This window comes from Halorussus limi, assembly GCF_023238205.1.
GTDB lineage: Archaea > Halobacteriota > Halobacteria > Halobacteriales > Haladaptataceae > Halorussus > Halorussus limi.
On record NZ_CP096659.1, the window covers coordinates 3557926 to 3579900 of the forward strand.

The window sequence follows — 21975 nt, forward strand, 5'->3', positions numbered from 1 at the left end:
ATCAACTCCCGATGAAGCTACTCGTCGTCGGCGCGGGCGAGATGGGCCGGTGGTTCGGCGGCCTCGTAGCGGCGCACGCGGACGAGTCGGACGTGGCGTTCGCCGACGCCGACCCCGAAGTCGCGAGCGCTGCCGCCGACGCGGTCGGCGCCCGCGCGGTCCCGCTCTCGACCGACGAGCGATTCGACGCGGTCTGCGTCGCGGTCCCGATGTCGGCCGCCGAGGCGGCCATCGAGCGCCACGCGCCGAAGGCCGAGCGCGCGCTCGTGGACGTGACCGGCCAGATGGCCGACCCCGTGGCCGCGATGCGCGAGGCCGCGCCCGACCGCGAGCGCGTCAGCCTCCACCCGCTGTTCGCGGCGTCGAACGCGCCGGGGAACGTCGCGGTCGTGACCGACGAGTCCGGTCCCGTCACCGACCGGATTCTGGCCGCGCTCGACGCCGCGGGCAACCGATTGGTCGAGACGACGCCCGACGAACACGACGAGGCGATGGAGACGGTGCAGGCCGGGACCCACGCCGCGGTGTTGGCGTTCGCCGCGGCGGCCGACGAGGTTCCCGACGGACTGACGACGCCGATTTTCGAGGACCTGACCGGGGTCGCCCAGCGAGTCACCGGCAACTCGCCCTCGGTGTACGCCGAGATTCAGGCGACGTTCGACGGCGCGGACCGGGTCGCGGAGGCGGCCGCGCGCCTCGCAGACGCCGACGACGAGGAGTTCGCGCAGTTGTACCGAGAGGCGAGCGAAGCGAAGCGGGTCGCCGACGAGACGACCGCGTCTGGCGGAGACGCGGATGCGGCGACGCGAGACGCCGACGAGACCGCGGAGAACGACGACACATGAACGACGAGTTACGACAGAGAGTCCGGGAGAACGCGAAGTACCTCCGGAACGTCAGACCCATCGACGCCGACGAGATTTCCCAGTACATCGAGAGCCAACCTCACCCCGGCGTCGTCCGTCAGATTCTCCGGCAGGAAGCGCCCTCGCTCGGACTCGTCGAGCGCGCGGACCGGACCTTCGAACCGGTCGAGGAAGGGCCAATAGCGCCGACGTTCCGGGGCGTCGAGGCGTTCCCGCCCGAGTACGGGATGGGGCTGGAGAATCTGCTGGTCGACCGGTTCGGTCCCGACTGGCACGAGGGCGAGTCCGGGAATCGACTCCGGAACGCCATCCAGCGACTCAAGGAGGACTACTTCCGGAACAACCCGGTCGAGTACGACGAGACCGCCGCGCTCGGCTACGCCATCTACCACTTGCCGGACAACTACGCCGCGGTCCAGTACGTCGTCCACGAACTCGCCGAGGAAGGACTGTTCGACCGGCGACTCCGGATTCTCGACGTGGGCGCGGGCGTCGGCGGCCCGGCGCTCGGACTCGCCGACTACCTCCCGGAAGACGCGCTCGTGGAGTACGACGCGGTCGAACCGAGCGCGGCCGCGGACGTGTTCGAACACATGCTGGCGGACGCCGACCGGAACTTCCACGCCGACGTCCACCGGGAGACCGCCGAGGCGTTCGACCCGACCGAGAGCGGGGCGCTCGCCGCGGCCGACGCCGACGGCGAGGACGCCGGGGGCTACGACGTCGTGCTGTTCGCCAACGTCCTGAACGAGTTGGACGACCCGGAGGCGGTCGTCCGGCGCTACCTCGATTTCCTCGCCGACGACGGGTCGGTGGTCGCGCTCGAACCCGCCGACCGCGAGACCAGCATCGGACTTCGACAAGTCGAGCGCGCCGTGGTCGACGACGCCGGGGCCGCGGCGGTGTTCTACCCGACGCTCCGACTCTGGCCCGGCGAGCGCCCGACCGACCGCGGGTGGTCGTTCGACGTGAAACCCGACCTGGAGGTGCCCGCGTTCCAGCGCAAACTCGACGAGGCCGCGGGCGCGTCGGGCGAGTTCGTCAACGCGGACGTGCAGTTCTCCTACTCGATTCTCCGCCCCGACGGGACCCGGAAGGTCGAGTTCGACCTCGACACCGAACACGTGGCGAAGATGGCCGACATGGACCGGCACGTCACTCAGCGCATCGACCTCGTGGCGCTCAAACTCAGCCACTCGCTGGCGGAGGGCGACCGGAACCCGCTGTTCAAAATCAGCGACGGGAGCGAGGCCGAGGACCACTTCGCGGTGCTGACCCGCGAGACGGCGATGAACGCCGACCTCGGAACCGCGGAGTACGGCGACCTGCTCTCGTTCGAGAACGTGCTGGTGCTGTGGAACGACGACGAGGAGGCGTACAACCTCGTCGTGGACGAGGACACCATCGTGGACCGGATTCCGGTTTAGTACCGCGTCGAGACGGAGACGTCGCTCCCGTCGCTGGCGTCGACGACCGCGTCGAACGGCGACTTGAGGGTCGCTATCGTCTGTTGGTCGTGCGCGTTGGGGTTCATGTGGAAGTGAGCGAACCCGTCGACGGCGTCGAACCGGCGAGTCACGACCCGGAGGAACCGGTACATCGTCGACGAGTCGGCGTACTGGAGGAAGTCGGTGACCGAGTCGAAGCAGACGACCGTCTCGGCGTCGCCGTCGGTCCACCGCTCGATGACGTCGCTGACCGCCATCCCGACACCCGTCAGGTCGGTGGGACTCACGGTCTTCACCGTCACGTCGTCGGGGTGAGACGTCGAGCGTCTGAGGGTCTCGTCTATTTGGATGATAGCGGTCTCGTTCGGGTCGCCGTGTTCCGCTCGAAGTTCCCGAAGCCAGCGGTCCGCCCGGCCGAACGTGAGTACCAGCACGTTCGACTCGGCGAGCGTCCGCTCACCGAACAGGTCGTGGTGGATGTCACCGCTGGCAGGACTCAGCGACGAGGCCAACATGAGGACGTTTCTCGCGTCCTGAAGTTGTTCGAGCGCCGGCGAGGTCATTGCTCCTCCAGCACGTCGGTCAACACGTCGATTACCTCCCCGGCGTACGTCTCGCCCTGAATCGACACGTAGATTCCCCGTCCGTCGTCGACGTATCGGACGATGGTCTCGTCCTCGAGGTAAACCGCGAACGCGTCGAGCGAACTGAGCGGTTCGTACAGGTCCGCGTACATCTCCTGTTCGGTGAAGTCGAGTTTGTAGTTGTAGTGGAGTTGGTCCGCGAACTCCTCGACGGCTTCCGCCCCGCCGAACTCCTCGACGGTTCGCTCGTCGATGAACAGCGGATTGTACGTCTCGTCGTCGTACTCGACGAACGCACGGAGGTCGTCACCGGCGGTCTCGCACGGCATCGAACGCCTCCGACACCGGGAAGTCGGTCAACCCCGCCGAGTTTCTGATAGTACCCATTGCACCGAGGTTTATAACCGGGGGTTAAAAGTCTGCCCGTGGAACGACCGTCCGACCTACCGGTTGACTTTGCCGACTCGCACGACTTTTAGCACGCGAGACGCCAAGCGTGGATATGGCTACCTTTCGCTCTTTCGAGGGACTCCGCGACGCGCTCGCGGACGCCGAGTTCGACCGACCGCCGGCTATCGTCTGTAACGCACACGTCACCGGTCTGAGCGTGGCGCGCGCCCTGCAGGCCCGCGACGTGCCCGTAATCGCCATCGACCGCAACGAGAAGGGCGTCGCGCCCTACTCCGACGCGGTGGACTACGCCGGTCGAGTCACGTACCCGCTGGACGACGAGGACGGCTTCCGCGAGGACGTGGAAGCCCTCGCCGCGGAATTGGACCACGAACCGGTCGCGTTCGGGTGCATGGACGAGTGGGTCCACGCCTTCTCCCGCACGGAACCCGAGGGCGTCACCCTCCCGTTCGCAGAGCGCGCGACCGTCGACCGCGTGCTGGACAAGGAGTCGCTCTACACCGTCGCCGAGGAGTTGGGCGTCCCGTACCCCGAGACCTACCGCATCGCCGAGACCGACCCCGCCGAGACCGGCGGCGAGTCGGGACCCGTCGGGCGCGACGCGAGCGGCGAGGGCCGCGAGAGCGTCCCCGCCGCGGAGGCCGCCGACCGCCTCGGCTTCCCGCTGGTGGTCAAGCCCGCGCTCAAGCGGAAGTTCTCCGAGGCCGTCGGGACGAACGTCATCGAGGTCGCCGACGAGGACGAACTGGAGGACGTGGTCGCCAACGCCGCCGCGGAGGGCATCCGCGTGATGGCTCAGGAGAAGGTCCCCGCCGTGCAGGGCGAGGACTGCTCGCTGGCCTCCTACGTGCCCGAGTCGGGCGACGCGGTCTCGTTCGTCGGGAACGCCCGGGTCCGCTACCCGCTGGGCTACGGCACCTCCTGCGTCGTGCGGCGGGCGACCGGCGACGCCGCCAGAGAGGTCGAGGAGAACGCGCTCGCGGTGCTGGAGGAGACCGGTTACTACGGCATCAGCGAGGCCGAGTTCCTCTACGACGGCGACCGCGAGGAGTACGTCCTCATCGACGTGAACACCCGGCCGTGGAAGTGGATTTCCCTGCCGGTGCAGGCGGGCGCGAACCTCCCGCTGGCCGCGTACGCCGACGCCGTGGGCGAACGCTACGAAGCCGACGAGGTGCGCGACGCGAGTTGGGTCTACCTCGCCGACTACCTACAACTGCTCGCCAGCGACCAGCAGTTCTCGGACGTGCTGGCCCGCGACGACTGGCTCTCGCTCATGTCGGGCGACTTCGAGGCGAGCGACGACCTGACGACCGGTGTCTATCGCCCATCGGACCCCGCTCCGGCGTATCAGCTTCTCACCACCGAGTTCGGCACGCAGGAGTACTACTGCTCCTGTTGAGACCGACGTGAACGACCGCACCGCTACCGTCGGACTGTTCGCCACGCTCGCCGTGTTGTGGGGGTTCTCGTTCATGGCGATTTCCGTCGGTCTCGAATCGCTGGAACCCGTGCTGTTCGCCGCTTTCCGGTACGACGTGGCCGCGGTACTCCTGCTCGGCTACGCGTTCGTCCGCGACACCGCGCCGTGGCCGACCGACCGCGCCAGCGCGAGCGCCGTCCTCGCCGGCGGACTGTTCCTGGTGGCCGCGAACGCGTTCCTCTTCGTCGGCCAGCAGACCGTCCCCAGCGGGGTGGCGGCCATCATGCAGAGCCTCGTTCCCATCGCGACATCGCTGTGGGCGCTCGCGTTGCTGCCGGAGGAGCGCGTCTCGGCCCGCGGTGCGGTGGGCATCGTGCTGGGACTCGTCGGCGTCGGACTCATCGTCCGGCCCGACCCCGCGAACCTCCTCGGCGACGACGTCGTCGGCAGACTCCTCATCCTGCTTCAGGTCGCGGGCGTGGCGCTCGGGGGCGTCCTGATACAGCGCGCCCGCCCGACGCTCGAACGGACCGCGCTCACGGGATGGTCGATGTTCGTCGGCGCGCTCGTCCTGCACGCCGTCAGCGCGGGCCTCGGCGAACCGTTCGCGCTCCCGCGGACCGCGGCGGCCGCCGGGGCGGTCGCCTACCTCGGCGTCTTCGCCACCGCGATAGCCTTCGTCATCTACTTCACGCTCCTCGAAGTCCGGGGCGCGCTGGAGACGTCGCTGGTCGCCTACCTCGTGCCGGTCGTCGCCACGGTCGTCGGCGTCGCGGTCCTCGGGGAGACGATAACCCCGCTCACCGTCCTCGGATTCCTCCTCGTGTTCGCCGGGTTCGTCGTCCTCAAGCGACGCGCCATCGCCGACCTCGCGGGCGACACGCGCCGGTTCGTCGCGCGGGCCGACGACTGACCGACGCCGCCGAAGCAATCGCCGTCGTCGTCCGAGGTCGGCCGCACGTCTCGCCGGTATCCCCGCCTTTTCACCCGGCGAAACCCACGTACGGACCAATGAGTAGCGACTACATCCACCTCAACCTCTTCACGATGAACTCGGTCGAACACGTCACGACCGGCAACTGGCGGACGCCGGGCGACCAGTCGGACCGCTACACCGACGCCGACTACTGGCAGGAGGTCGCCCGGACCGCCGAGCGCGGCGGGTTCGACGGCGTGTTCTTCGCCGACGTGCGGGGCATCTACGACGTGTACGGCGGCGACCGAGAGACCGCCATCGAGAACGCGATACAGACGCCGTCGAACGACCCCGCGTACCTCGTCCCCGCGATGGCGTCGGTCACCGACAACCTCGGCTTCGCGGTCACCAAGTCCACGTCGTACAACCACCCCTATCAGTTGGCCCGCGAACTCTCGACGCTCGACCACCTCACCGACGGCCGGGTCGCGTTCAACATCGTCACCTCCTATCTGGAGAGCGCGGCCCAGAACCTCGGGTTGGACGAGCGGATGGACCACGACGACCGGTACGACCGCGCCGACGAGTTCATGGACGTCTGTTACGCGCTCTGGGAGGACAGTTGGGACGACGACGCGGTGGTCCGGGACCGCGATAGCGGGGTGTACACGGACCCCGGGAAGGTGCGAGCCATCGACTTCGAGGGCGAGTTCTTCGACGTGCCCGGTCCCCACGGCGCGGAGCCGTCGCCCCAGCGAACGCCCGTGCTGTATCAGGCGGGGTCGTCGGACCGCGGCCGGGAGTTCGCCGCCGACAACGCCGAGGCGGTCTTCGTCAGCCAACTCACCGAGGACGGAGTCCGCGACTACGTCGAGGACATGCGCGACCGGGCCGCGTCGAAGGGCCGGGACCCCGACGACCTCCTGTTCTTCCCGGGTATCGCGCCCGTCGTTGGCGAGACCGAGGAGATAGCTCAGCGGAAGTACGAGACGTACGCCGAGAACGTCGACACCGAGGCCACCCTCGCGCTGCTCTCGGGGTTCATCGACCTCGACTTCTCGGAACTCGACCCCGACCAGAAGGTCGAACACATCGAGACCGACGCGATTCAGGGAGCCATCAACGCGTTCACCAAGAACGACCCCGACCGCGACTGGACCGTCGAGGAAGTCGCGGAGTTCGCGGGCCTCGGGTCCACCTCCCCCGTCATCGTGGGCAGTCCCGAACAGGTCGCCGACGAACTCCAGTACTGGTACGAGGACGTGGGCGTGGACGGGTTCAATATCAAGGAAATCGTCCGACCCGGCACGCTCCGGGACTTCGTGGACATGGTGGTTCCGGAACTGCGCGAGCGAGGACTGGTCCGCGAGGAGTACGAGGGCGACACCCTGCGCGAGAACCTGTTCGAGGAGGAAGGCCGGACGCGACTCGCCGACGACCACCCCGCACGGGACTGAACTCGTCACCAATCGAGATAGGTTCGGCGCGAATCAAACTCCGGCGCGCAACCGAATCGCGAGTCCTCTCTTCGGCGAAACAGTATCCGTAGTGAAATAACCAGAATTTTTAACATCAGACCGTGCGCCGAACCGGCTAGAGTATGGCTACCACGTCACGAAGTTTCGTCGGCGGCATGGCGAATCGAGCGAATCCGGCGTTCGCGGCGGGCGTCGTCGCGGTACCGCTGGTCGCGCTGGCCTACGGCGTCACGGTCGGCCCGCTCCAGCACCTGACCTACGTCCACGTGATGGCCGGGGTCCTCTGGACCGGCATCGACCTGTTCATGGGACTGGTACTCGGTCCGGTCGTCGGCGGACTCAGCACCGAGGAGAAGGCGTCGGTGTTCCGGCGACTCACCCCGAAGACGACATTCCTGATGCCGTCGCTGGCGCTCGTCACCGTCTTCGGCGGGGTGACGCTCGCGCGGGACCTCGGGAAGTTCCCCCACGCCGAACCGTGGATAGCGCTGATGAGTACTGCGATTTCGCTCCCGGTGATTCTGCTGTTCGCCGCGCAGTTCGACGCGCTGACCGACCGGCGGACGCTCGGCCTCTTGGGCGTCGTCGCCGTCGGGCACGCGGCGTGGCTGTTCCGGACGCTCCCGGAGTTCGCGATGACCGACCACGCCATCGCGGCGGCGCTCGGTATCGTGACCCTGCTGTCGGTTCTGGGCTTCGGCGTACTGCTGCCGGGCGAACTCCGGATGTACCGCGAGATGACCTCGGCGGATCCCGACGAGGAACTCATCGGTGCCATCGGGATGCGAAACGCCAAACTGAGCGGGATTCAGGGCGCGCTCCAGTTGGCTATCATCTTCGTGATGGTGTACGTCCGGTTCTGAGTTCCGCGGCGATTCTCGTTCGAAGGCGCGACCGCTCGTCTTCGCGACCCGCGCACCGCGGGGTTCCGCGCGACGAGCGCCGAGAGCGGTAGGACTTTTGACCGGCCGTCGTGAGGTTGCGCACATGAGCGACACCCGCGAAATCCTGCTGACGAACGACGACGGGATAGAGAGCCCCGGCATCCGCGCGCTCTACGACGCGCTCTCGGAGGTCGGCAACGTCACGACGGTCGCGCCCGCCGACGACCAGAGCGCGGTCGGCCGGGCGATGACCTACGAGGTTCCCGTCGAGGAACACGAACTCGGCTACGCGGTGGAGGGGACGCCCTCGGACTGCGTGGTCGCGGGACTCGCAGAACTCGGCCCCTACCCCGACATCGTGGTCTCGGGGTGCAACGAGGGGGCGAACATCGGCGCGTACGTCCTCGGGCGCTCGGGCACCGTCAGCGCCGCGGTCGAGGCGGCGTTCTTCGGCGTGCCGGCCATCGCGGCGTCGCTCCACGTCCCACAGAGCCAGTGGCCCCGGGACACCAGCGTCGAGGAGTACGAGGAGGTCGCCGAGGCGGTCCGCTACCTCGTGGAACACGCCCCCGACGCGGGCGTCTTCGAGGAGGCCGAGTACCTGAACGTCAACGGACCGCTCCCGTCCGCCACGTCCGGCGCCGCCGAGGGCCGCGAGAGCGCCCCCGCGGACGCCCCGGAACGAACGCCGATGGTCGTCACCCGACCGTCGCACGTCTACGACATGGACGCGACCCGCGACGACGGCGTGGTCACGCTCCACGACCGGACGTGGGAGCAGTTGGACGGCGACACGCTGTCGGACCCCGAGGGCACCGACCGGCGAGCGGTCTTCGACGGGAAGATAAGCGTCTCGCCGCTGACCGCGCCCCACACGACCGAGCGCCACGACGCGCTGGACGACCTCGCCGAGCGGTTCTGATTTCCCGAACGGTTCCGAGCGGGGCGCGAACCGCCGCCGACCTACGGCGACCCGTCGAACCCGCTGTCGAAGCGGTCGCCGGTCTTGTCCAAGTTCTTCACGCCGGGGCAGTCGTGCTTCTCGGGTAGCTGGTGGTGCGGACAGAACGTGCCCTCACAGTAGGAACAGCCCCGCGCTCCGACCAGTTTCTCGCCGCACTGTTCGCAGGTGTCCATGGAGGAACTACACAATCAATAACCAAGGAAGTGTGGGTCGGTTCGTTCCGAAGGAAGTGAGCATCTCGATACGCCGCCTAGAATCGCTGCTTCGGCGGTTCTCCGGCCTCCCGGGCGACCGAGACAGACGTTGGCAAAGTTTATTTAACCGTACTGAGAACAGAGTCACATGGTCAAGAGTACCGTTCGATTTCCCGAACCCGTGGTCGAGGAAATCGAAGCACTCGTCGAGGAGGGAGTCGTCGAGAGCAAGTCGGAGTTCCACCGCTTCTGCTCGGAGTACGTCCTCGCGCAGTTGGACCCCGACTTCGAACCGGAGACGCTGGACTTCGAGGAACTCGAAGACGCGCTCATCCGCGACGCGGGTCCCTCCGAGGAGGAGGGACTGTCCTTCCTCGAATCGGTACTCTTCATCCGAAAACACGCGCTCCGCGGAAACGTCCAGGACGCCGAGGACTTCATCGACCACCACTACGACCCCGCGGACCGCGACGCGGTCCTCCTCGAAGAACTCCTCTCGTTCTACCACGAGTCGTCGCCCGACGCGGCCTCGACGCCCCGCCGGTCGGTCCAACCCGAACAGCGGTGAACGCGTCGAGAGCAGCGGCCGCGTGACCGAGTCCCGCATGGAGAACGTGAGTCGGAGACGCTCGTCCGTAGACACCTGAAAACCGAGGAGTGATTTTCCCGGAGCGAGTCCGTTCGACCATGCATCAGACGTTCGTGGAGCTGCTGGAGCGCAACGCCGAACACGCCGAGGAGTTCCAGTCGCGGTTCGGCGGCGTACAGGACTCCCAGCATCCGGCAGTCGTCACCGTCTGTTGCTCGGACTCGCGGGTCTTGCAGGACGAGATGTGGGGCAACGACGAACCGGGCCGCGTATTCACCTGTAGCAACATCGGCAACCGGGTCGTCCAGCGGACCGAGGCGGGCGAGGCCGTCTCGGGCGACGTTCTCTACCCCGTCGAACACACCGGCACCGACACCGTGGTCGTGGTGGGCCACACCGGCTGTGGGGCGGTCACGGCGACCTACGACGCGCTGACCGACGACCTCTCGGAGCCGCCGGGCATCGACCACTGTCTCGGCCTGCTGAAGCCCCGCCTCGAATCGGGCGTCGAGGCGCTCCCCGACGACGTGGACCGGGCCGAGGCCATCAATCGGCTCGTGGAGTACAACGTCGACCGGCAGGTCGAGTTCCTCGTGGAGAGCGACGATATTCCCGACGCCACCGTCGTCGTCGGCGTCGTCTACGACTTTCAGGACGTGTACGGCGAGCGCCGCGGCGAGGTCCACGTCGTCAACGTCGACGACGAGAGAGAGGTTGACGCCCTTCGCGAGGCGCATCCCGAAATCGACGACCGGATAGCGCGTCTCTGGACGTACTGAGGGCGACCCGAGTAGCGACTCGGTTCGCGAGGGGCACGAGGGGCGCACGACCGCCGGGCGACGGGTCCGTCGCCACAAGTCCCATGTCCGCTCGGAAGAATGGATACGCCGAAAGGGACCACCGTGAGCGAAGAAGCCGAGGGAGACGAGGAATCGACGCCCAGAGTTCGGACAAGCGACCGAGCGGCGTCCGGTGCCCCGGCCGCCGGGTGGGCGCTGGGCGACCGGTTCGCGTGGGAGGAGATTCACCAGCGACTCCTAGCGTCGGCCGAAGAGGCGATAGACAGCACCACCAGGGAGCTGTTTTTCAGCGGTCTCACCGCCGGATTCGCCATCGTCCTGACCTTCATCGGATACGCGGTCGGGAGCGCGAACTTCCCGAACAACAACTTCCTCGCCACCGTCCTCTACCCCATCGGGTTCCTCTACATCATCCTCGGCCGGTACGAACTCTACACCGAGAACACGCTCCCGCCGGTCAAGTTGGTGTTGACCAGACTCGCCAGCCTCCCGCTCCTGTTGCGCATGTGGACCGTCGTCTTGACGGCGAACATCGTCGGGGCGGCCATCGGCGCGTTCGTCCTCGCCAACACACAGGTCCTCTCGCCGGAGGCGATGCGGGCGGGTGCCGGACTCGTCCAGCACGGCCTCGAAGTGGGCTGGTGGGACGTGTTCTTCAAGGCGGTGTTCGCGGGGTGGCTGGTCGCCGGCGTGGTGTGGCTCGGAACCGGGGCGCGCGACACGATTTCCCGACTGATAATCATCTACCTCGTCTTCTACATGATACCCACCGTCGGCCTGTTCCACGTCGTCTCCTCGGGGGCCGAAGCCCTCTTCTTCGTCTTCCTCGGCGTTCCCGGTCCGGGACTGCTCACTATCGCCTACGAGTTCTGGCTCCCGGTACTGCTCGGAAACACGTTCGGCGGCGTGGTGCTGGTCGCGCTCGTCAGCTACGCCCAGTCCGAACAGCGTCGCTACCCCGAAATCCGCGTCCTCTCGACGCGCGAGTTGCTGTTCAGCCTGAAGGGCGGCCGCCCGTTCGACACTCCCAGACCGGGGATTCGGCTGACGGACGAGAGCGAAGAGACCGGCACGGAACACGACTGAGTCGCCCGCGGACCGAACTGGTTCGATATCCAAACACTCTTGGCCCGTTCGGCGTGATGACTCGGTAATGCGACAGGAATCGGGTTCCGAATCCGCGAGGAAAGATTCCTCGTTCGTTCGTCTGCTCTCCGTCTGGGTTCTCGTCGGGTCGTCGCTCTGTGGTCTCGGGTGGACCGTCGCCGATGCGGTCCCGGTCGCACTCCCCGTCTCCTCGATGGACGCCGGACTGCTCGCCGGAACGGTCGTCGTCGCTCTGTTCTGGGTGGTCGGGTTCCGTCCCTCACTCTCGGCGAGCGTCGGATACTTCGTCGCCGAACAAGCGCTTCACCTGTTACTGGCCCTCGGCAGTGGCCTGTTCTCCAGTGGCGCGCTCGGACCGTGGCGAGAGGTCTGTCTCCGAGGCCTGTCGGTCGCACTCGCGGGGGCGCTGGTCTTTACCGGGTCGGGGAAGCGCCTCCGCGACTGCGTACGGACGCGCGCCGGGAGACTCGTCGAGACGCCTCCCGAGGCGAATCGGTAAACGGAGTGTCGATAGGAGTATCCGTATCGACCCTCGCGTTGCTCCACCGCGTTCCTCACCCGGAGGGGAACGCGATGTCGCCGCGCATCGATATCGGGTGGACCTCGCAAAGATACTCGGCCATCGCCGATTCCGCGGTAAACTCCACGGTCTGGGTCGCGCCCTGCTCGGAGATAACCTCCGTACTGAGGAGTGTACTGCCCTGTTCGCCGACGATGGCGAAGTTATGCGGCGCACCGTCGAGGTTCTTCCAGACGAGCGTGTACTCCGTTCCGGGTTGCAGATTCAACGTCGGGTTCGTTTCGCCGTCGATAGAATCGGGGGAGATGCCCCGCCAGCCGCCGACTCGCCCGCCGAGGACGAAGTCCGCGTCCGGGGCGACGGCCTGCGTCGTCCCGGCCTGCGTAGTCGTGGCTGTCGTGGTCTCGGCGGCCTGAGTGGTCGTCGCCGCGTCCGGGAAGTCGGGCGACACCGCGACCGTCGCTCCCTCGATGGTCTCCTCGTCCCACATCACGTGGAGGAACGGCTGTGGCCGACCGGTCGGCAACTCGAAGGCCGTGTGAACCGGTTCGGGTTCCGGACCGCGTTGCGTGACTTTGATCGGCGGGACGAGGACGTGCGTGTGGTGGAGATTGCCGAGATACGCCTCGTCGGGCGACAGTGGGAGTTCCTCGTCGATCGCCAGCGCATAGTTACCGGCTTTCCGAATCATCTGCGTGGTCATGAAGTGGATGACTTGGCGTCGGTTGACCACTTCGCCGTTGACGATGACGTTCCCGACTCCCCAACACGCACCGTACGCAAATTGGGTCGGCATCAGGGGCGTACCAGTGCCGGTGACGCCGTGGAGCCACGACCCGGTGACGACACCGCCGCCCGTGTTCCACGGCGGAATCGGCGGCTGAAACACCTGTTTGATTTCGAGTCGATACTGGTTGCCCGCCGGGTCGGTGAACCGGGCGTCGAGGTCGACGTCGTCGGGCGTCTCGGTCGGGCTACCCGCCGGGATGTCGTAGGGCCGGCGGTCCTTGTACGTCAGGTCGAGTCGACCGTCGACCGTCCGGGACGAATCGCTGAACGCCGAGTTGAACGTCGTGACGGTGTACGCACTCTCGTCCGCGTTGGTTCGGCGCTTGTCCAACGGTAGTCCCACTTGGTAGGTCTGTTCCCGAAGCAGGTCGGCCACCGGCCCCTCGGCCACGTTGACCCAGTGTCAGCCCGTGTTGATCGGATAGTCGGGCGTACCGAACACGTACTCGCTGATTTGGCGCTTGCCGGGGAGGACCCAGTTGACAGTCTTCCCCGGTTCTTGCTGCACCCGGAGGTCCACTCCTGTTTGGCCGTCGTCCGCTTGACGAAACTCCACGGGGACGTCCGGGAAGTAGTTACCGCCCAACGCGCCGAACGCAGTCGTTCCCCCTAACCCGAGGAATGTCCGACGGTCCATGAATACCCCTCAGCGACAGATTCTATTGCCCCTCACAAACCCATTGTGGCCATTGTTATGAATTATTACACCATCTGTCGGCTGTCGTCGAAGGAGTCCGCCGGACGGAGGTGAGCGACTTGCACGACGTATTTTTCGCTCGGTAGCAAGCAATCGAACGCCGCGGTGGCACGGACTCTTTCGACGGTTCTCACATCGTTGCCTCCGGGGTTCGAACGGAAGATTGTACAGTGTACGAGGGCGTGAGTCAACCGGCGAGCATCGGACGGGCCTCGGCACGTGGAGAACCCGTCGCAGTCGGTTTTGCCGAAAAACGAGTCGTCGCGGCCACCGATCGTCTGCCGACTCGTCCGGCATCGTCGGCGGTTGGAGACGGTGTCACCAGCCGAAGCTCCTTATATCACCGAGAGCAAGCAGGAAGCATGACCGAGTACGAGCTCGACGATATCGATCGTGAAATCCTCTACGCACTGCAGGAGGAGGCTCGAAACTTCTCGTCCTCCGAGATTGCCGACCGCACTGAAGCGTCGTCGAGTACAGTCCGAAAGCGCATCCAGCGCCTGGAGTCCGAGGGCGTCATCAAGGGCTACAGCGCCGACGTGGATTACCAGAAATCGGGATACCCACTCCGGATGCTCCTGTACTGTACCGCACCGATTCCGGAACGTGGCGAACTCATCGACGACATTCTCGAGATTCCGGGAGTCGTTTCCGTCCAAGAACTCGTCACCGGCGAGAAGAACTTGCTCGTGACAGCTGTCGGTGAAAGCGACGACGACATCACGCCCGTCGCGCAGGAACTCCTCGAGATGGGCCTGACTGTCGCCGACGAAGTGCTCGTCCGCAGTCACGAGACGACACCCTTCGACGACCTCACCTCACAGTCGAATCCGAGCGACGAGTAAACCTCCGCGAGTTCGTCTCAGGACTACAGGACTACGCGCTTCACGGCCCGGGCGCCAGCACGACGAACGATTACGGCAATCAGAACGACCTTCCACGGCGATAATCGGCCCTTCGAGTTCCACGACCATCACTTACGAGAGGTGGATACTAACCGTCCCGAACGTTTTGTTCGATATCTCCATTCACGGCAGGTCGAGTTTCTCGTCCAGAGCGAATCGGTCACAGCGACGATTGTGGGATACGTCCACGACGATGACGGGGTCTACGGAGAGTTTCCTGACACACCTTACCTCGTCAGTCTGAACGGCGAGCAAGACGTCGAGACCCTCCGGTCGCGTGTTCCCGAGGGACGTAACGTAGCCGCGGCTAGCGTCCGAAACTAATCGCACTCCCTCGGCGTCACCAGAAACGAAATCTATCTCCATCCATCATTATCTACCATCCTGTTAATACAGTTTCGTGCTTAGAACGATATGGTAAAGCCGAAGAATATAATAACCAATCTGTTCGTACAAGAGTATAGAATCGGCCAGCTCGTTGCAGTGACTCCGGGCCCGGGTGGCCTGATGACCTGTGCTGGCAGTTAGGAGATACGAACGATGACTGGACAATCACACTCGAATGGCTCAGTACAACTCCTAGAGACGACGCCGTCATCCTCGGTGGTGTCGCGAGCGACGACGGCGGGTGTCTGGGCGCTCTTTTTGCTCAGTCTGGCGACGGTCGCGGTTTCGGTCTGGGGTGGCAACGAGTGGCACCTCTCGGGCTACGTCGTCGTAGACGGGCTGACGATGGTCGTGTGGACCGTCGTCACCTTCTTCAGTGGTATCGTCCACTCCTACTCTCGCCGCTACATGGCCGGTGACGCCCGCGTCGACCAGTTCTTCGGTCTGACGTTCGCTTTCACGCTCACGGTCATGGCCATGGCCGCGGCTGACCACGTCGTGCTGTTCGCCGCGGCGTGGCTGGGAATGGGGCTGGCGATGGCGTCGCTCATCGGACACGTTCGCGGCTGGGAGCAGGCGCGGGCCGCTGGCTCGCTCGCCCGCCGCTACTTCGTCGCAAGCAGCGGCTTGCTCGGTGGAACCCTCGCGCTCCTCGCTTGGACGACGGGAACGAGCTCTATCTCCAGTATCGTCGCTCAGACAGGGAGCCTCCCCGCTGGGCTCGCTTGGCTCGCTATCGGGGGGCTCTTCCTCACGGCGATGGTTCAGTCGGCACTGCTCCCGTTTCATAACTGGCTGCTGTCGTCGATGACGGCACCGACCCCGGCGTCCGCCCTGATGCACGCCGGATTCGTCAACGCCGGTGGCATCCTGCTGACTCGCTTCGCGCCGGTTTTCGCCGACGTCTCGGTTGCTATGTCGCTGCTCGTCGTCGTCGGCGCGGCTAGCGCCCTGCTCGGACAGGCGCTGTTGCTCGTCCGGCCCGACATCAAGCGGAAGCTCGGAGCCTCCACCGTCGCCCAGATGGGCTTCATGATTCTCCAGTGTGGACTCGGGTTCTTCGCCGCCGCCATCACCCACCTCGTCCTGCACGGTTTCTACAAGGCGTACCTGTTCCTCTCCTCCGGCGCCACTGTCGAGCAAAAATCTCCGACGGGAACCACTCGTACCGACTTGGGCCTGCCGGGTCTCGTCGTCAGTCTAGGCGCCGCAATCGGTGGCGGCGCGCTCTTCGTCGCAATCACTGGCAAAGGGGCGAAACTGGATTCCGGCGCTTTCCTGGCGCTCGTGGTGGTTCTGACGACACTCCACGCGACCCGTGACGTACTCAAGCGGTCACAGCTCCCCGCGAAGTTCAAACTCGTCGGTCTCCCACTCGTCGTCGCCGTACCCATCGCCGTCTATGGGCTCCTATTCAACGCCGTCTCGGCGGTGCTGGCGGACGTTCCGATGACCCACGCGCCGACCGAACTGACGGTCGTCCACCTCGCCATCGGCGCCCTCTTCGTCGGTTCGTATCTCGCGGTCGAACTCGGCTGGCACCGGTCCAGCAAGCGCCTCTACGTCGCGTTGCTGAACCTCTCACAGCCGGTCCCGGAAACGGTGTTGACCACCAAGGAGGACTACGATGACGCTTGAAAACGAGCAAACCCACTTCGCGAACAGTATCGAACGCGCGGCCGAGAAAGTCGGCTCGGTCTGGCCGCTCCACTCGTTCGTCACGGCCAATCCGCTGTCCGGCTTCGAAGACCGGCCGTTCCACGAGGCGGTCGCCGAGGCCGAACAGCTGTTCGGCGGTAGGGGTTATCCACATCCCTCCGTCTTCAGACAGGCTTGGGAGAACGGCCAAATCGAACGAGAGGTGCTTTCCGCCGAGCTAGAAGCCCACGGCTTCGACGAGAACCCGGAGACGTTGTTGGACGAGATGGAGACGACCGAGTCCGCCTCTCCCTCTGAGACCGACTCCAACACGGAGGAGGTCGACCGCGTCCTCTCGAAGTGGCTCGCCGCCTTCCTCGACCAGGGGAACGCCAAGTGGCCGATGCCCGACCGCGAAGACGGGTTCTACGCGGCCTGGCGTGCGGTGGCTCCCTACGATGGCGATGTTCCCGGCTGTGACGGTCCGTCCGACCTTCCGGAAACCCCGATAGCGGCGCTGGAAGACGTTCTGGCGGACTATCCACAGGGAGAGTGGGAGACGATCTTCGAGCAACAACTCGCCGCCCTCCCCGGCTGGACCGGCTTCATCAAACAGCGGACCAGCGACGACGCCGACGCGTGGCAGTCGAGCTATCCCATCTCGCTGACCGAGTATCTCGCGGTCCGTCTGCTCCTCGCGGATTTCCTCGATGCCCCTATCCAGCCGAACGAACACGACACCGAATCGGTCGAGAACGACGAGGTTCCGCTGCCGGAGATATGGCTGACCGCGTGGGAAAAGAGCCACCGTGACCGGCTGCTGGAGGCGGTGTCACAACCTAACCGGGAGACCACTACTGCGGACGAATCCGCTCGTCCGGCCGCACAGCTCGTGTTCTGTATCGACACGCGCTCGGAGATTATCCGCCGCCACATCGAGGCAGTCGGCCCGTACGAAACCCACGGCTACGCGGGGTTCTTCGGTGTCCCGATGCGCTATCAGGCGTACGACGCGGACGTGTCTGTCGATGCCTGTCCGCCGATCGTCGACGCCCAGCACCGTATCACTGATCGGCCTGCGAGGAGAGCGGACGCCACACGGGAGCGCTACGACCGCTGGCAGGGCGCTCTGGATGCAGGGAGGAAAGTGCTCAAAGCCCTCAAGGCCAACACGGCGGCGGCGTTCAGCTTCGTCGAGAACGCCGGGCCAGGGTACGGCGTCGCGCTGACTGCTCGGACGCTCCTACCCGCTCGCGTCTACGACGCACTTCACGACACCGACCGCACGCCCGACGAACACGAGTTCTGTGAGCCGTCGGTCGATTACAACCCGGACGCCGTCCACTCCCTCCGGGAAGGGCTCTCGTTGGAGGAGAAAGTCGAGTACGCCCAGACCGCCTTCGAACTGATGGGCTGGGAGGAGTTCGCCCGACTCGTCGTGTTCACCGGCCACACCAGCCAGACGACCAACAACCCGTTCGATTCGAGTCTGGACTGCGGCGCCTGTGCCGGCAACCCCGGCGGCCCGAACGCTCGCGTCCTCGCGGCCATCTGCAACGACGAAGCCGTCAAGGCCGAACTGCGCGAACGCGGGTTCGACATCCCCGAAGACACCGCGTTCCTCGCCGCAGAACACAACACGACGACCGACGAAATCACCCTGTTCGACAGCGAGGTGCCCGAGAGTCACCGGGAAGACCTCGAACAGTTGCGTGAGGACCTCACGCAGGCGCAGACTCGCGCGACGGCGGAGCGGACGGAATCGATGGCGGACGAGACTGCCGATAGCGTTCGCGAAACGCAGCGTCGGGCCGCCGACTGGGCGGAGACGCGCCCCGAGTGGGGACTGGCCGGCAACGCCTCGTTCGTTATCGGCCCGCGCGAGTTGACGGAGGACGAAACCCTCGACGGTCGTACGTTCCTCCACTCCTACGACTGGCGTACCGATTCGGAGGGCGAGGCACTGGAGGCCATCATGACTGGGCCGCTCGTGGTCACGCAGTGGATCAACAACCAGTACTACTTCGCCACGGTCGATAACGCCGTCTACGGAAGTGGCTCGAAAGTGACGCAGAACCCCGTCGGCAACGTCGGTGTGTTCCAAGGGAACGGCGGCGACCTGATGACCGGACTTCCGCTCCAGTCGCTCTACGCCGACGCAGACCAGCCACACCACCAGCCGTTGCGTTTGACTGCACTGATTCACGCACCTGTCGACCGGGTTACAGAGATTCTCCGTCAGCACGAACAGCTCGTGCAACTCCTCGACAACGGCTGGATACAACTGACAGTAATCGATCCCGAACAGGACAACGCACCGCTCCACTATCAGGAGACCATGGAATGGGAGCTAATCCAACCGGAGCGGTCCTCTACCGAGCCACCCGTCCAGACGGTTTCGGGAAGTGTGGCTGATTAAGTCGGGACCCTATAAATCGAGACAAACCCACAAGGGTCGTGGTCCCCACGAAGCCGAATTTTTGGCTACCGTTTCTCCCGCTGTTCGACCTTGTTCAGTTCTATCAACAGCCTGAAAATCGCCTTCACCAAGTTCGCGTCCACGTCGAACTGTTCGGCGTTCTCGCCCGCGCGGTCCATCACGCGCTGCTCTTGGTCCTCGTCGGTCGTCGGCATCTCTCGCTCGGCCTTGACCTGCGCGACCGTCTCGGCCACGTAGGTCCGTCGGGCGATGAGTTCCACGATTTCCTGGTCGATGCTCTCTATCTCCTCGCGGAGTTCCGCGAGGTTCATCTCGTCCGGGCGCCGTCGTTCTGTGTCGTCGTCAGCCATGTCGTACCCTCTCGTTCGCTCCAGTGTTCGCGTACCTGTTCGACCGCCGCCGTATCGCCGACCGCGACGAAACTCGGTCCGGTGCCCGACAGCGAGACGCCCCGCACGTCGGGCAGGGCCTCTAGCATCGGGTCGGCCGAGAATCCGAGCGCCGCCGCGAACGCGAAGCCGTTGACCGTCATCGCCTCGCCGTACCGACCGTCGAGCGCGAGGTCCGCGACGACTTCGGCGACCGGCGCGACGCGCCGGCACCGGGCCACGTCGGCGTCCGCGCTGTAGGCCTGCTCCGGCGGCGTCCAGACCGCCACGTCCCACGTCACGGGTTCGCGAGCGAGCAGTTCGTCGCTCTCGTTGTCGGTGACGGTGACACCGCCGAGCATGCTCGCGCTCGCGTCGTCGAACGCGCCGGTCACGGTCACGCCCGCGTCGCGGGCCGCCCGCACGCCGAGTCGGCAGGCGTCCTCGCGGGCCACCTCGTCGGCGACTCCCAGCGCGTCGAGCGCGGCCAACACGGTGGCGTTCGCGGCGGCGCTGGAACTCTTGAGTCCGGCCGCCATCGGGACTTCGCTCTCGGTGCGGACGCGGCCGCCGGAGATTTCGGCGGCCTCGTCACCGGCCTCCGCAGAGTACTCTGCGACGACCAACTCGACGCACCGCTCTATCAGCGTCGTGTCGGCGTCGGGCGCGTCGGCGATTTCCGCGTCGAACGACCCCGAGGAGTCGAGTTCGACCGTCGCGGTCGTCTCGGCGTCGATGGCGAACGCCGACCCCGTTCCGCAGGCGAGGGCGTTGAGTACGGTGCCCGCCGCGGGTGCCGATGCTCGGCCGTCCATGCCCGGGACTCTCTCGCGGGTCGTAATGACGCTGGTGGTTGGTGCAATCGGGGTTGTCGCCGAAACGCACCCCTTTTCCCCGACCCCGACGAAAATCCGGACATGAGCGCACGCAACGACGTGGCCCCCGACACGCTCGGCGTCGAGTTGGGCGAGGACGGCATCGTCGTGGAGTACACCGACGGCCGGGAGGCCTACTACCGCGGGGTCCCGGAGAAGAAGTCGGGCACCCTCCGGACCCAACCCGGCAAACTCGTCCAGATTCTCGTGACGGACCCGACCGAGACCGAGGGCGTGCTGATGTACGTCAACGACCGCAACACCCACGACGACATCCTCGAATCGACCGGCGTGGGTCGAGTGATGCTCGGTAAGGACGAGGAAGAGGAGCTGTTCCCCGGCGTCACGGTGCGCGTTGACGGCTACGCCATCGAGGTCGAGGCCGACCCGGAGGTCGCTCGCGGCCGGGTGTTCGTCTTCGAGGAGGACGAACTCGGCGAGCGGTCCTACGAACTGGTCAACGAGGACTGAGATGCCGCTCCCGAAACGCTGGCGGACGCTGAACCGGCAGACGGTCGGGTCCGCGCCCGAGCAGTACGGCGTCTACGAACTCGGCGAGGACGGCGCGGTCCTCGAAGTCGGGTGGGGCGTCCTCCGCGACGAACTCAAGGACGCGCTGGCCTACGGGTCGGGCGACGAGGTTCGCTGGGAGACCTGCCAGACGGAGGCCGAGGCGCGGGAGTTGGCCGACGAACACCGTGAGCGCGCCGGGTTGTAGTGCCGGACGGCGCGGGTCGAATCTCCCGCGAGCGTCGTTCGACCACTCGTCAGGCATCGTGAGTTTGTGCCTTCCACAGTGCGGAACACACGACTGGACAGCGACCGCTCATTCTAATGGCTGTGCGTAGTCGACTTGTTTCGGACGGAAACCCGTGTCACGGTAGAACCGGCGCGCGTCCTCGTTCCGCCACTCACAGGAGACCTTGAGGTGGTCGCACCCCCGCTCGCGGGCCAGTTCTTTCACACGCTCGACGACTTCCGTGCCGTGGCCCTGATTCCGGTGGTCTTCGTCGATGGCGAGGTCAACGATGCGGAGGTACTGCGAGTACTGCCGCGACGGGTGGTGGCCCTCGCGGAGTGTGAGATAGCCGATCGTCTCGCTGTCGTGGACGACGAGATAGATGGAAGTGTTCTCGTCGTCGAGGAGAGCGCGGAAGCCATCGTCCGAAACCTCGTGGACGTCCGCGTAGACGAGTTCGTTCAGGTCGGAGTACTCCTCCATCGCACTTGCGAGGGCGTACCAGCGGTCGACGAGCGCATCGAGGTCGTCGAGGGTGGCTTCGACGAGTTCCATACTACGACTCCCGAGCGCCTCTCCTTTAAAACTATATCTGGCGTGATAGGTTCTGTCACTCCCCTACATGCGAGGCCCGCTGAAACAGGAGATGGCTTCTCTCCATCTGGACAAAGTTGGGCACGGAGTGTGACGGACACGCGCGCTGTATCTTGCAAGTCACTCTCGACCCATCGACCGTCCCGAAGTCGAGACGCCGGACTACTGGATGTACGAGGGGTCCTCGTGGTCGCAGTTCGCCTCGTGTTGCTTGGCGTCGTCCTCGTCGTCGAACATCATCCCGCACCCCTCGCACTTGTACCACGTCATCTCGTCTCGCTCGGTTGTGACGACCATGTTCGTAGATACACCCGACGAAAGTAAATCGTTTGCCCCGACGGGGGTCCACCGGCCTCCGA

At 65.6% G+C, this 21975-nt stretch carries 26 protein-coding genes; 16 read left to right on the top strand and 10 right to left on the bottom strand.

The genetic code is table 11. The features are described 5' to 3' along the window. Positions 1-11: 11 nt before the first annotated feature. On the top strand, positions 12-845 hold the full coding sequence (locus M0R89_RS18180) for a prephenate dehydrogenase/arogenate dehydrogenase family protein (protein WP_248650490.1): 834 nt from the start codon (positions 12-14) through the stop codon (positions 843-845). Next, positions 842-2293, top strand: a complete 1452-nt coding sequence (locus tag M0R89_RS18185) for a small ribosomal subunit Rsm22 family protein (protein ID WP_248650491.1) — start codon at positions 842-844, stop codon at positions 2291-2293. Before M0R89_RS18180 ends, M0R89_RS18185 begins: the two co-directional genes overlap by 4 nt. Here M0R89_RS18185 and M0R89_RS18190 read toward each other — a convergent pair. Further along, on the bottom strand, positions 2290-2877 hold the full coding sequence (locus M0R89_RS18190) for a DUF7504 family protein (protein WP_248650492.1): 588 nt from the start codon (positions 2875-2877) through the stop codon (positions 2290-2292). The two genes, M0R89_RS18185 and M0R89_RS18190, sit on opposite strands and share 4 nt — an antisense overlap. Beyond that, positions 2874-3227 carry a DUF7522 family protein gene (locus M0R89_RS18195; protein ID WP_248650493.1) on the bottom strand — a complete coding sequence of 118 codons (354 nt, stop codon included), beginning with the start codon at positions 3225-3227 and terminating at the stop codon, positions 2874-2876. Before M0R89_RS18195 ends, M0R89_RS18190 begins: the two co-directional genes overlap by 4 nt. Positions 3228-3400: 173 nt before the next feature. Here M0R89_RS18195 and M0R89_RS18200 point away from each other — a divergent pair, with 173 nt between their 5' ends. The 5 genes from M0R89_RS18200 to surE all read left to right on the top strand — a co-directional run bounded on the left by M0R89_RS18200 (position 3401) and on the right by surE (position 8932). Beyond that, entirely contained in the window at positions 3401-4711 is a 1311-nt protein-coding gene (locus M0R89_RS18200) for a carboxylate--amine ligase (RefSeq protein WP_248650494.1), read from the top strand. Positions 4712-4718: 7 nt separating this feature from the next. Next, positions 4719-5645 (top strand): DMT family transporter, encoded by a 927-nt coding sequence (locus M0R89_RS18205; RefSeq protein ID WP_248650495.1) that lies wholly within the window; start codon positions 4719-4721, stop codon positions 5643-5645. Between the two features lie 98 nt (positions 5646-5743). After that, positions 5744-7105, top strand: a complete 1362-nt coding sequence (locus M0R89_RS18210) for an LLM class flavin-dependent oxidoreductase (RefSeq protein ID WP_248650496.1) — start codon at positions 5744-5746, stop codon at positions 7103-7105. A gap of 176 nt (positions 7106-7281) precedes the next feature. After that, positions 7282-7989 (top strand): hypothetical protein, encoded by a 708-nt coding sequence (locus tag M0R89_RS18215; RefSeq protein ID WP_368408892.1) that lies wholly within the window; start codon positions 7282-7284, stop codon positions 7987-7989. Positions 7990-8113: 124 nt separating this feature from the next. Beyond that, positions 8114-8932, top strand: a complete 819-nt coding sequence (gene surE / locus M0R89_RS18220) for a 5'/3'-nucleotidase SurE (protein WP_248650498.1) — start codon at positions 8114-8116, stop codon at positions 8930-8932. 41 nt (positions 8933-8973) lie between these two features. On the opposite strand, the gene M0R89_RS18225 is transcribed toward surE, so the two are convergent. Further along, positions 8974-9147, bottom strand: a complete 174-nt coding sequence (locus tag M0R89_RS18225; protein WP_248650499.1) for an AN1-type zinc finger domain-containing protein — start codon at positions 9145-9147, stop codon at positions 8974-8976. Positions 9148-9316: 169 nt separating this feature from the next. Here M0R89_RS18225 and M0R89_RS18230 point away from each other — a divergent pair, with 169 nt between their 5' ends. The 4 genes from M0R89_RS18230 to M0R89_RS18245 all read left to right on the top strand — a co-directional run bounded on the left by M0R89_RS18230 (position 9317) and on the right by M0R89_RS18245 (position 12163). Next, a complete protein-coding gene (locus tag M0R89_RS18230) occupies positions 9317-9736 on the top strand; it encodes a ribbon-helix-helix domain-containing protein (protein WP_248650500.1) in 420 nt (139 codons plus the stop codon). A gap of 119 nt (positions 9737-9855) precedes the next feature. Next, positions 9856-10536 carry a carbonic anhydrase gene (locus M0R89_RS18235; RefSeq protein ID WP_248650501.1) on the top strand — a complete coding sequence of 227 codons (681 nt, stop codon included), beginning with the start codon at positions 9856-9858 and terminating at the stop codon, positions 10534-10536. 99 nt (positions 10537-10635) lie between these two features. Next, complete coding sequence (locus M0R89_RS18240; protein ID WP_248650502.1) at positions 10636-11643, top strand: formate/nitrite transporter family protein; 1008 nt, start codon at positions 10636-10638, stop codon at positions 11641-11643. A gap of 67 nt (positions 11644-11710) precedes the next feature. Next, positions 11711-12163 (top strand): hypothetical protein, encoded by a 453-nt coding sequence (locus M0R89_RS18245; protein ID WP_248650503.1) that lies wholly within the window; start codon positions 11711-11713, stop codon positions 12161-12163. Positions 12164-12218: 55 nt separating this feature from the next. Here the strand turns inward: M0R89_RS18245 and M0R89_RS18250 are convergent, their stop codons facing one another. Continuing rightward, the gene (locus tag M0R89_RS18250) at positions 12219-13364 is read right to left on the bottom strand and encodes a cupredoxin domain-containing protein (protein WP_248650504.1); all 1146 of its coding nucleotides are present in this window, start codon (positions 13362-13364) and stop codon (positions 12219-12221) included. Between the two features lie 12 nt (positions 13365-13376). Next, on the bottom strand, positions 13377-13610 hold the full coding sequence (locus M0R89_RS18255; protein ID WP_248650505.1) for a hypothetical protein: 234 nt from the start codon (positions 13608-13610) through the stop codon (positions 13377-13379). A 422-nt stretch (positions 13611-14032) separates the two neighbouring features. Here M0R89_RS18255 and M0R89_RS18260 point away from each other — a divergent pair, with 422 nt between their 5' ends. Next, positions 14033-14515, top strand: a complete 483-nt coding sequence (locus tag M0R89_RS18260; protein ID WP_248650506.1) for an Lrp/AsnC family transcriptional regulator — start codon at positions 14033-14035, stop codon at positions 14513-14515. Between the two features lie 183 nt (positions 14516-14698). Here the strand turns inward: M0R89_RS18260 and M0R89_RS18265 are convergent, their stop codons facing one another. Continuing rightward, complete coding sequence (locus tag M0R89_RS18265) at positions 14699-14941, bottom strand: hypothetical protein (protein ID WP_248650507.1); 243 nt, start codon at positions 14939-14941, stop codon at positions 14699-14701. Between the two features lie 174 nt (positions 14942-15115). Between M0R89_RS18265 and M0R89_RS18270 the strand changes: the two genes are divergently transcribed. Further along, positions 15116-16600, top strand: coding sequence for a proton-conducting transporter transmembrane domain-containing protein (locus M0R89_RS18270; RefSeq protein ID WP_248650508.1), 1485 nt, complete (start codon positions 15116-15118; stop codon positions 16598-16600). Next, the gene (locus M0R89_RS18275) at positions 16590-19019 is read left to right on the top strand and encodes a DUF2309 domain-containing protein (RefSeq protein ID WP_248650509.1); all 2430 of its coding nucleotides are present in this window, start codon (positions 16590-16592) and stop codon (positions 19017-19019) included. The genes M0R89_RS18270 and M0R89_RS18275 overlap by 11 nt, the downstream gene beginning before the upstream one ends. A 65-nt stretch (positions 19020-19084) precedes the next feature. Here the strand turns inward: M0R89_RS18275 and M0R89_RS18280 are convergent, their stop codons facing one another. Both M0R89_RS18280 and M0R89_RS18285 read right to left on the bottom strand, forming a co-directional pair. Then, positions 19085-19390, bottom strand: coding sequence for a chorismate mutase (locus M0R89_RS18280; protein WP_368408846.1), 306 nt, complete (start codon positions 19388-19390; stop codon positions 19085-19087). Further along, on the bottom strand, positions 19348-20223 hold the full coding sequence (locus tag M0R89_RS18285; protein ID WP_248650510.1) for a shikimate kinase: 876 nt from the start codon (positions 20221-20223) through the stop codon (positions 19348-19350). Before M0R89_RS18285 ends, M0R89_RS18280 begins: the two co-directional genes overlap by 43 nt. Before the next feature lie 102 nt (positions 20224-20325). On the opposite strand from M0R89_RS18285, the gene M0R89_RS18290 reads away from it, so the two are divergent. Then, positions 20326-20754, top strand: a complete 429-nt coding sequence (locus M0R89_RS18290) for a DUF5796 family protein (protein ID WP_248650511.1) — start codon at positions 20326-20328, stop codon at positions 20752-20754. 1 nt (position 20755) lies between these two features. After that, entirely contained in the window at positions 20756-21001 is a 246-nt protein-coding gene (locus M0R89_RS18295) for a DUF7508 domain-containing protein (protein ID WP_248650512.1), read from the top strand. Between the two features lie 108 nt (positions 21002-21109). On the opposite strand, the gene M0R89_RS18300 is transcribed toward M0R89_RS18295, so the two are convergent. Then, a complete protein-coding gene (locus M0R89_RS18300; protein WP_248650513.1) occupies positions 21110-21577 on the bottom strand; it encodes a GNAT family N-acetyltransferase in 468 nt (155 codons plus the stop codon). Positions 21578-21778: 201 nt separating this feature from the next. Beyond that, entirely contained in the window at positions 21779-21913 is a 135-nt protein-coding gene (locus M0R89_RS23335; protein ID WP_256478424.1) for a DUF7128 family protein, read from the bottom strand. Positions 21914-21975 lie beyond the last annotated feature (62 nt).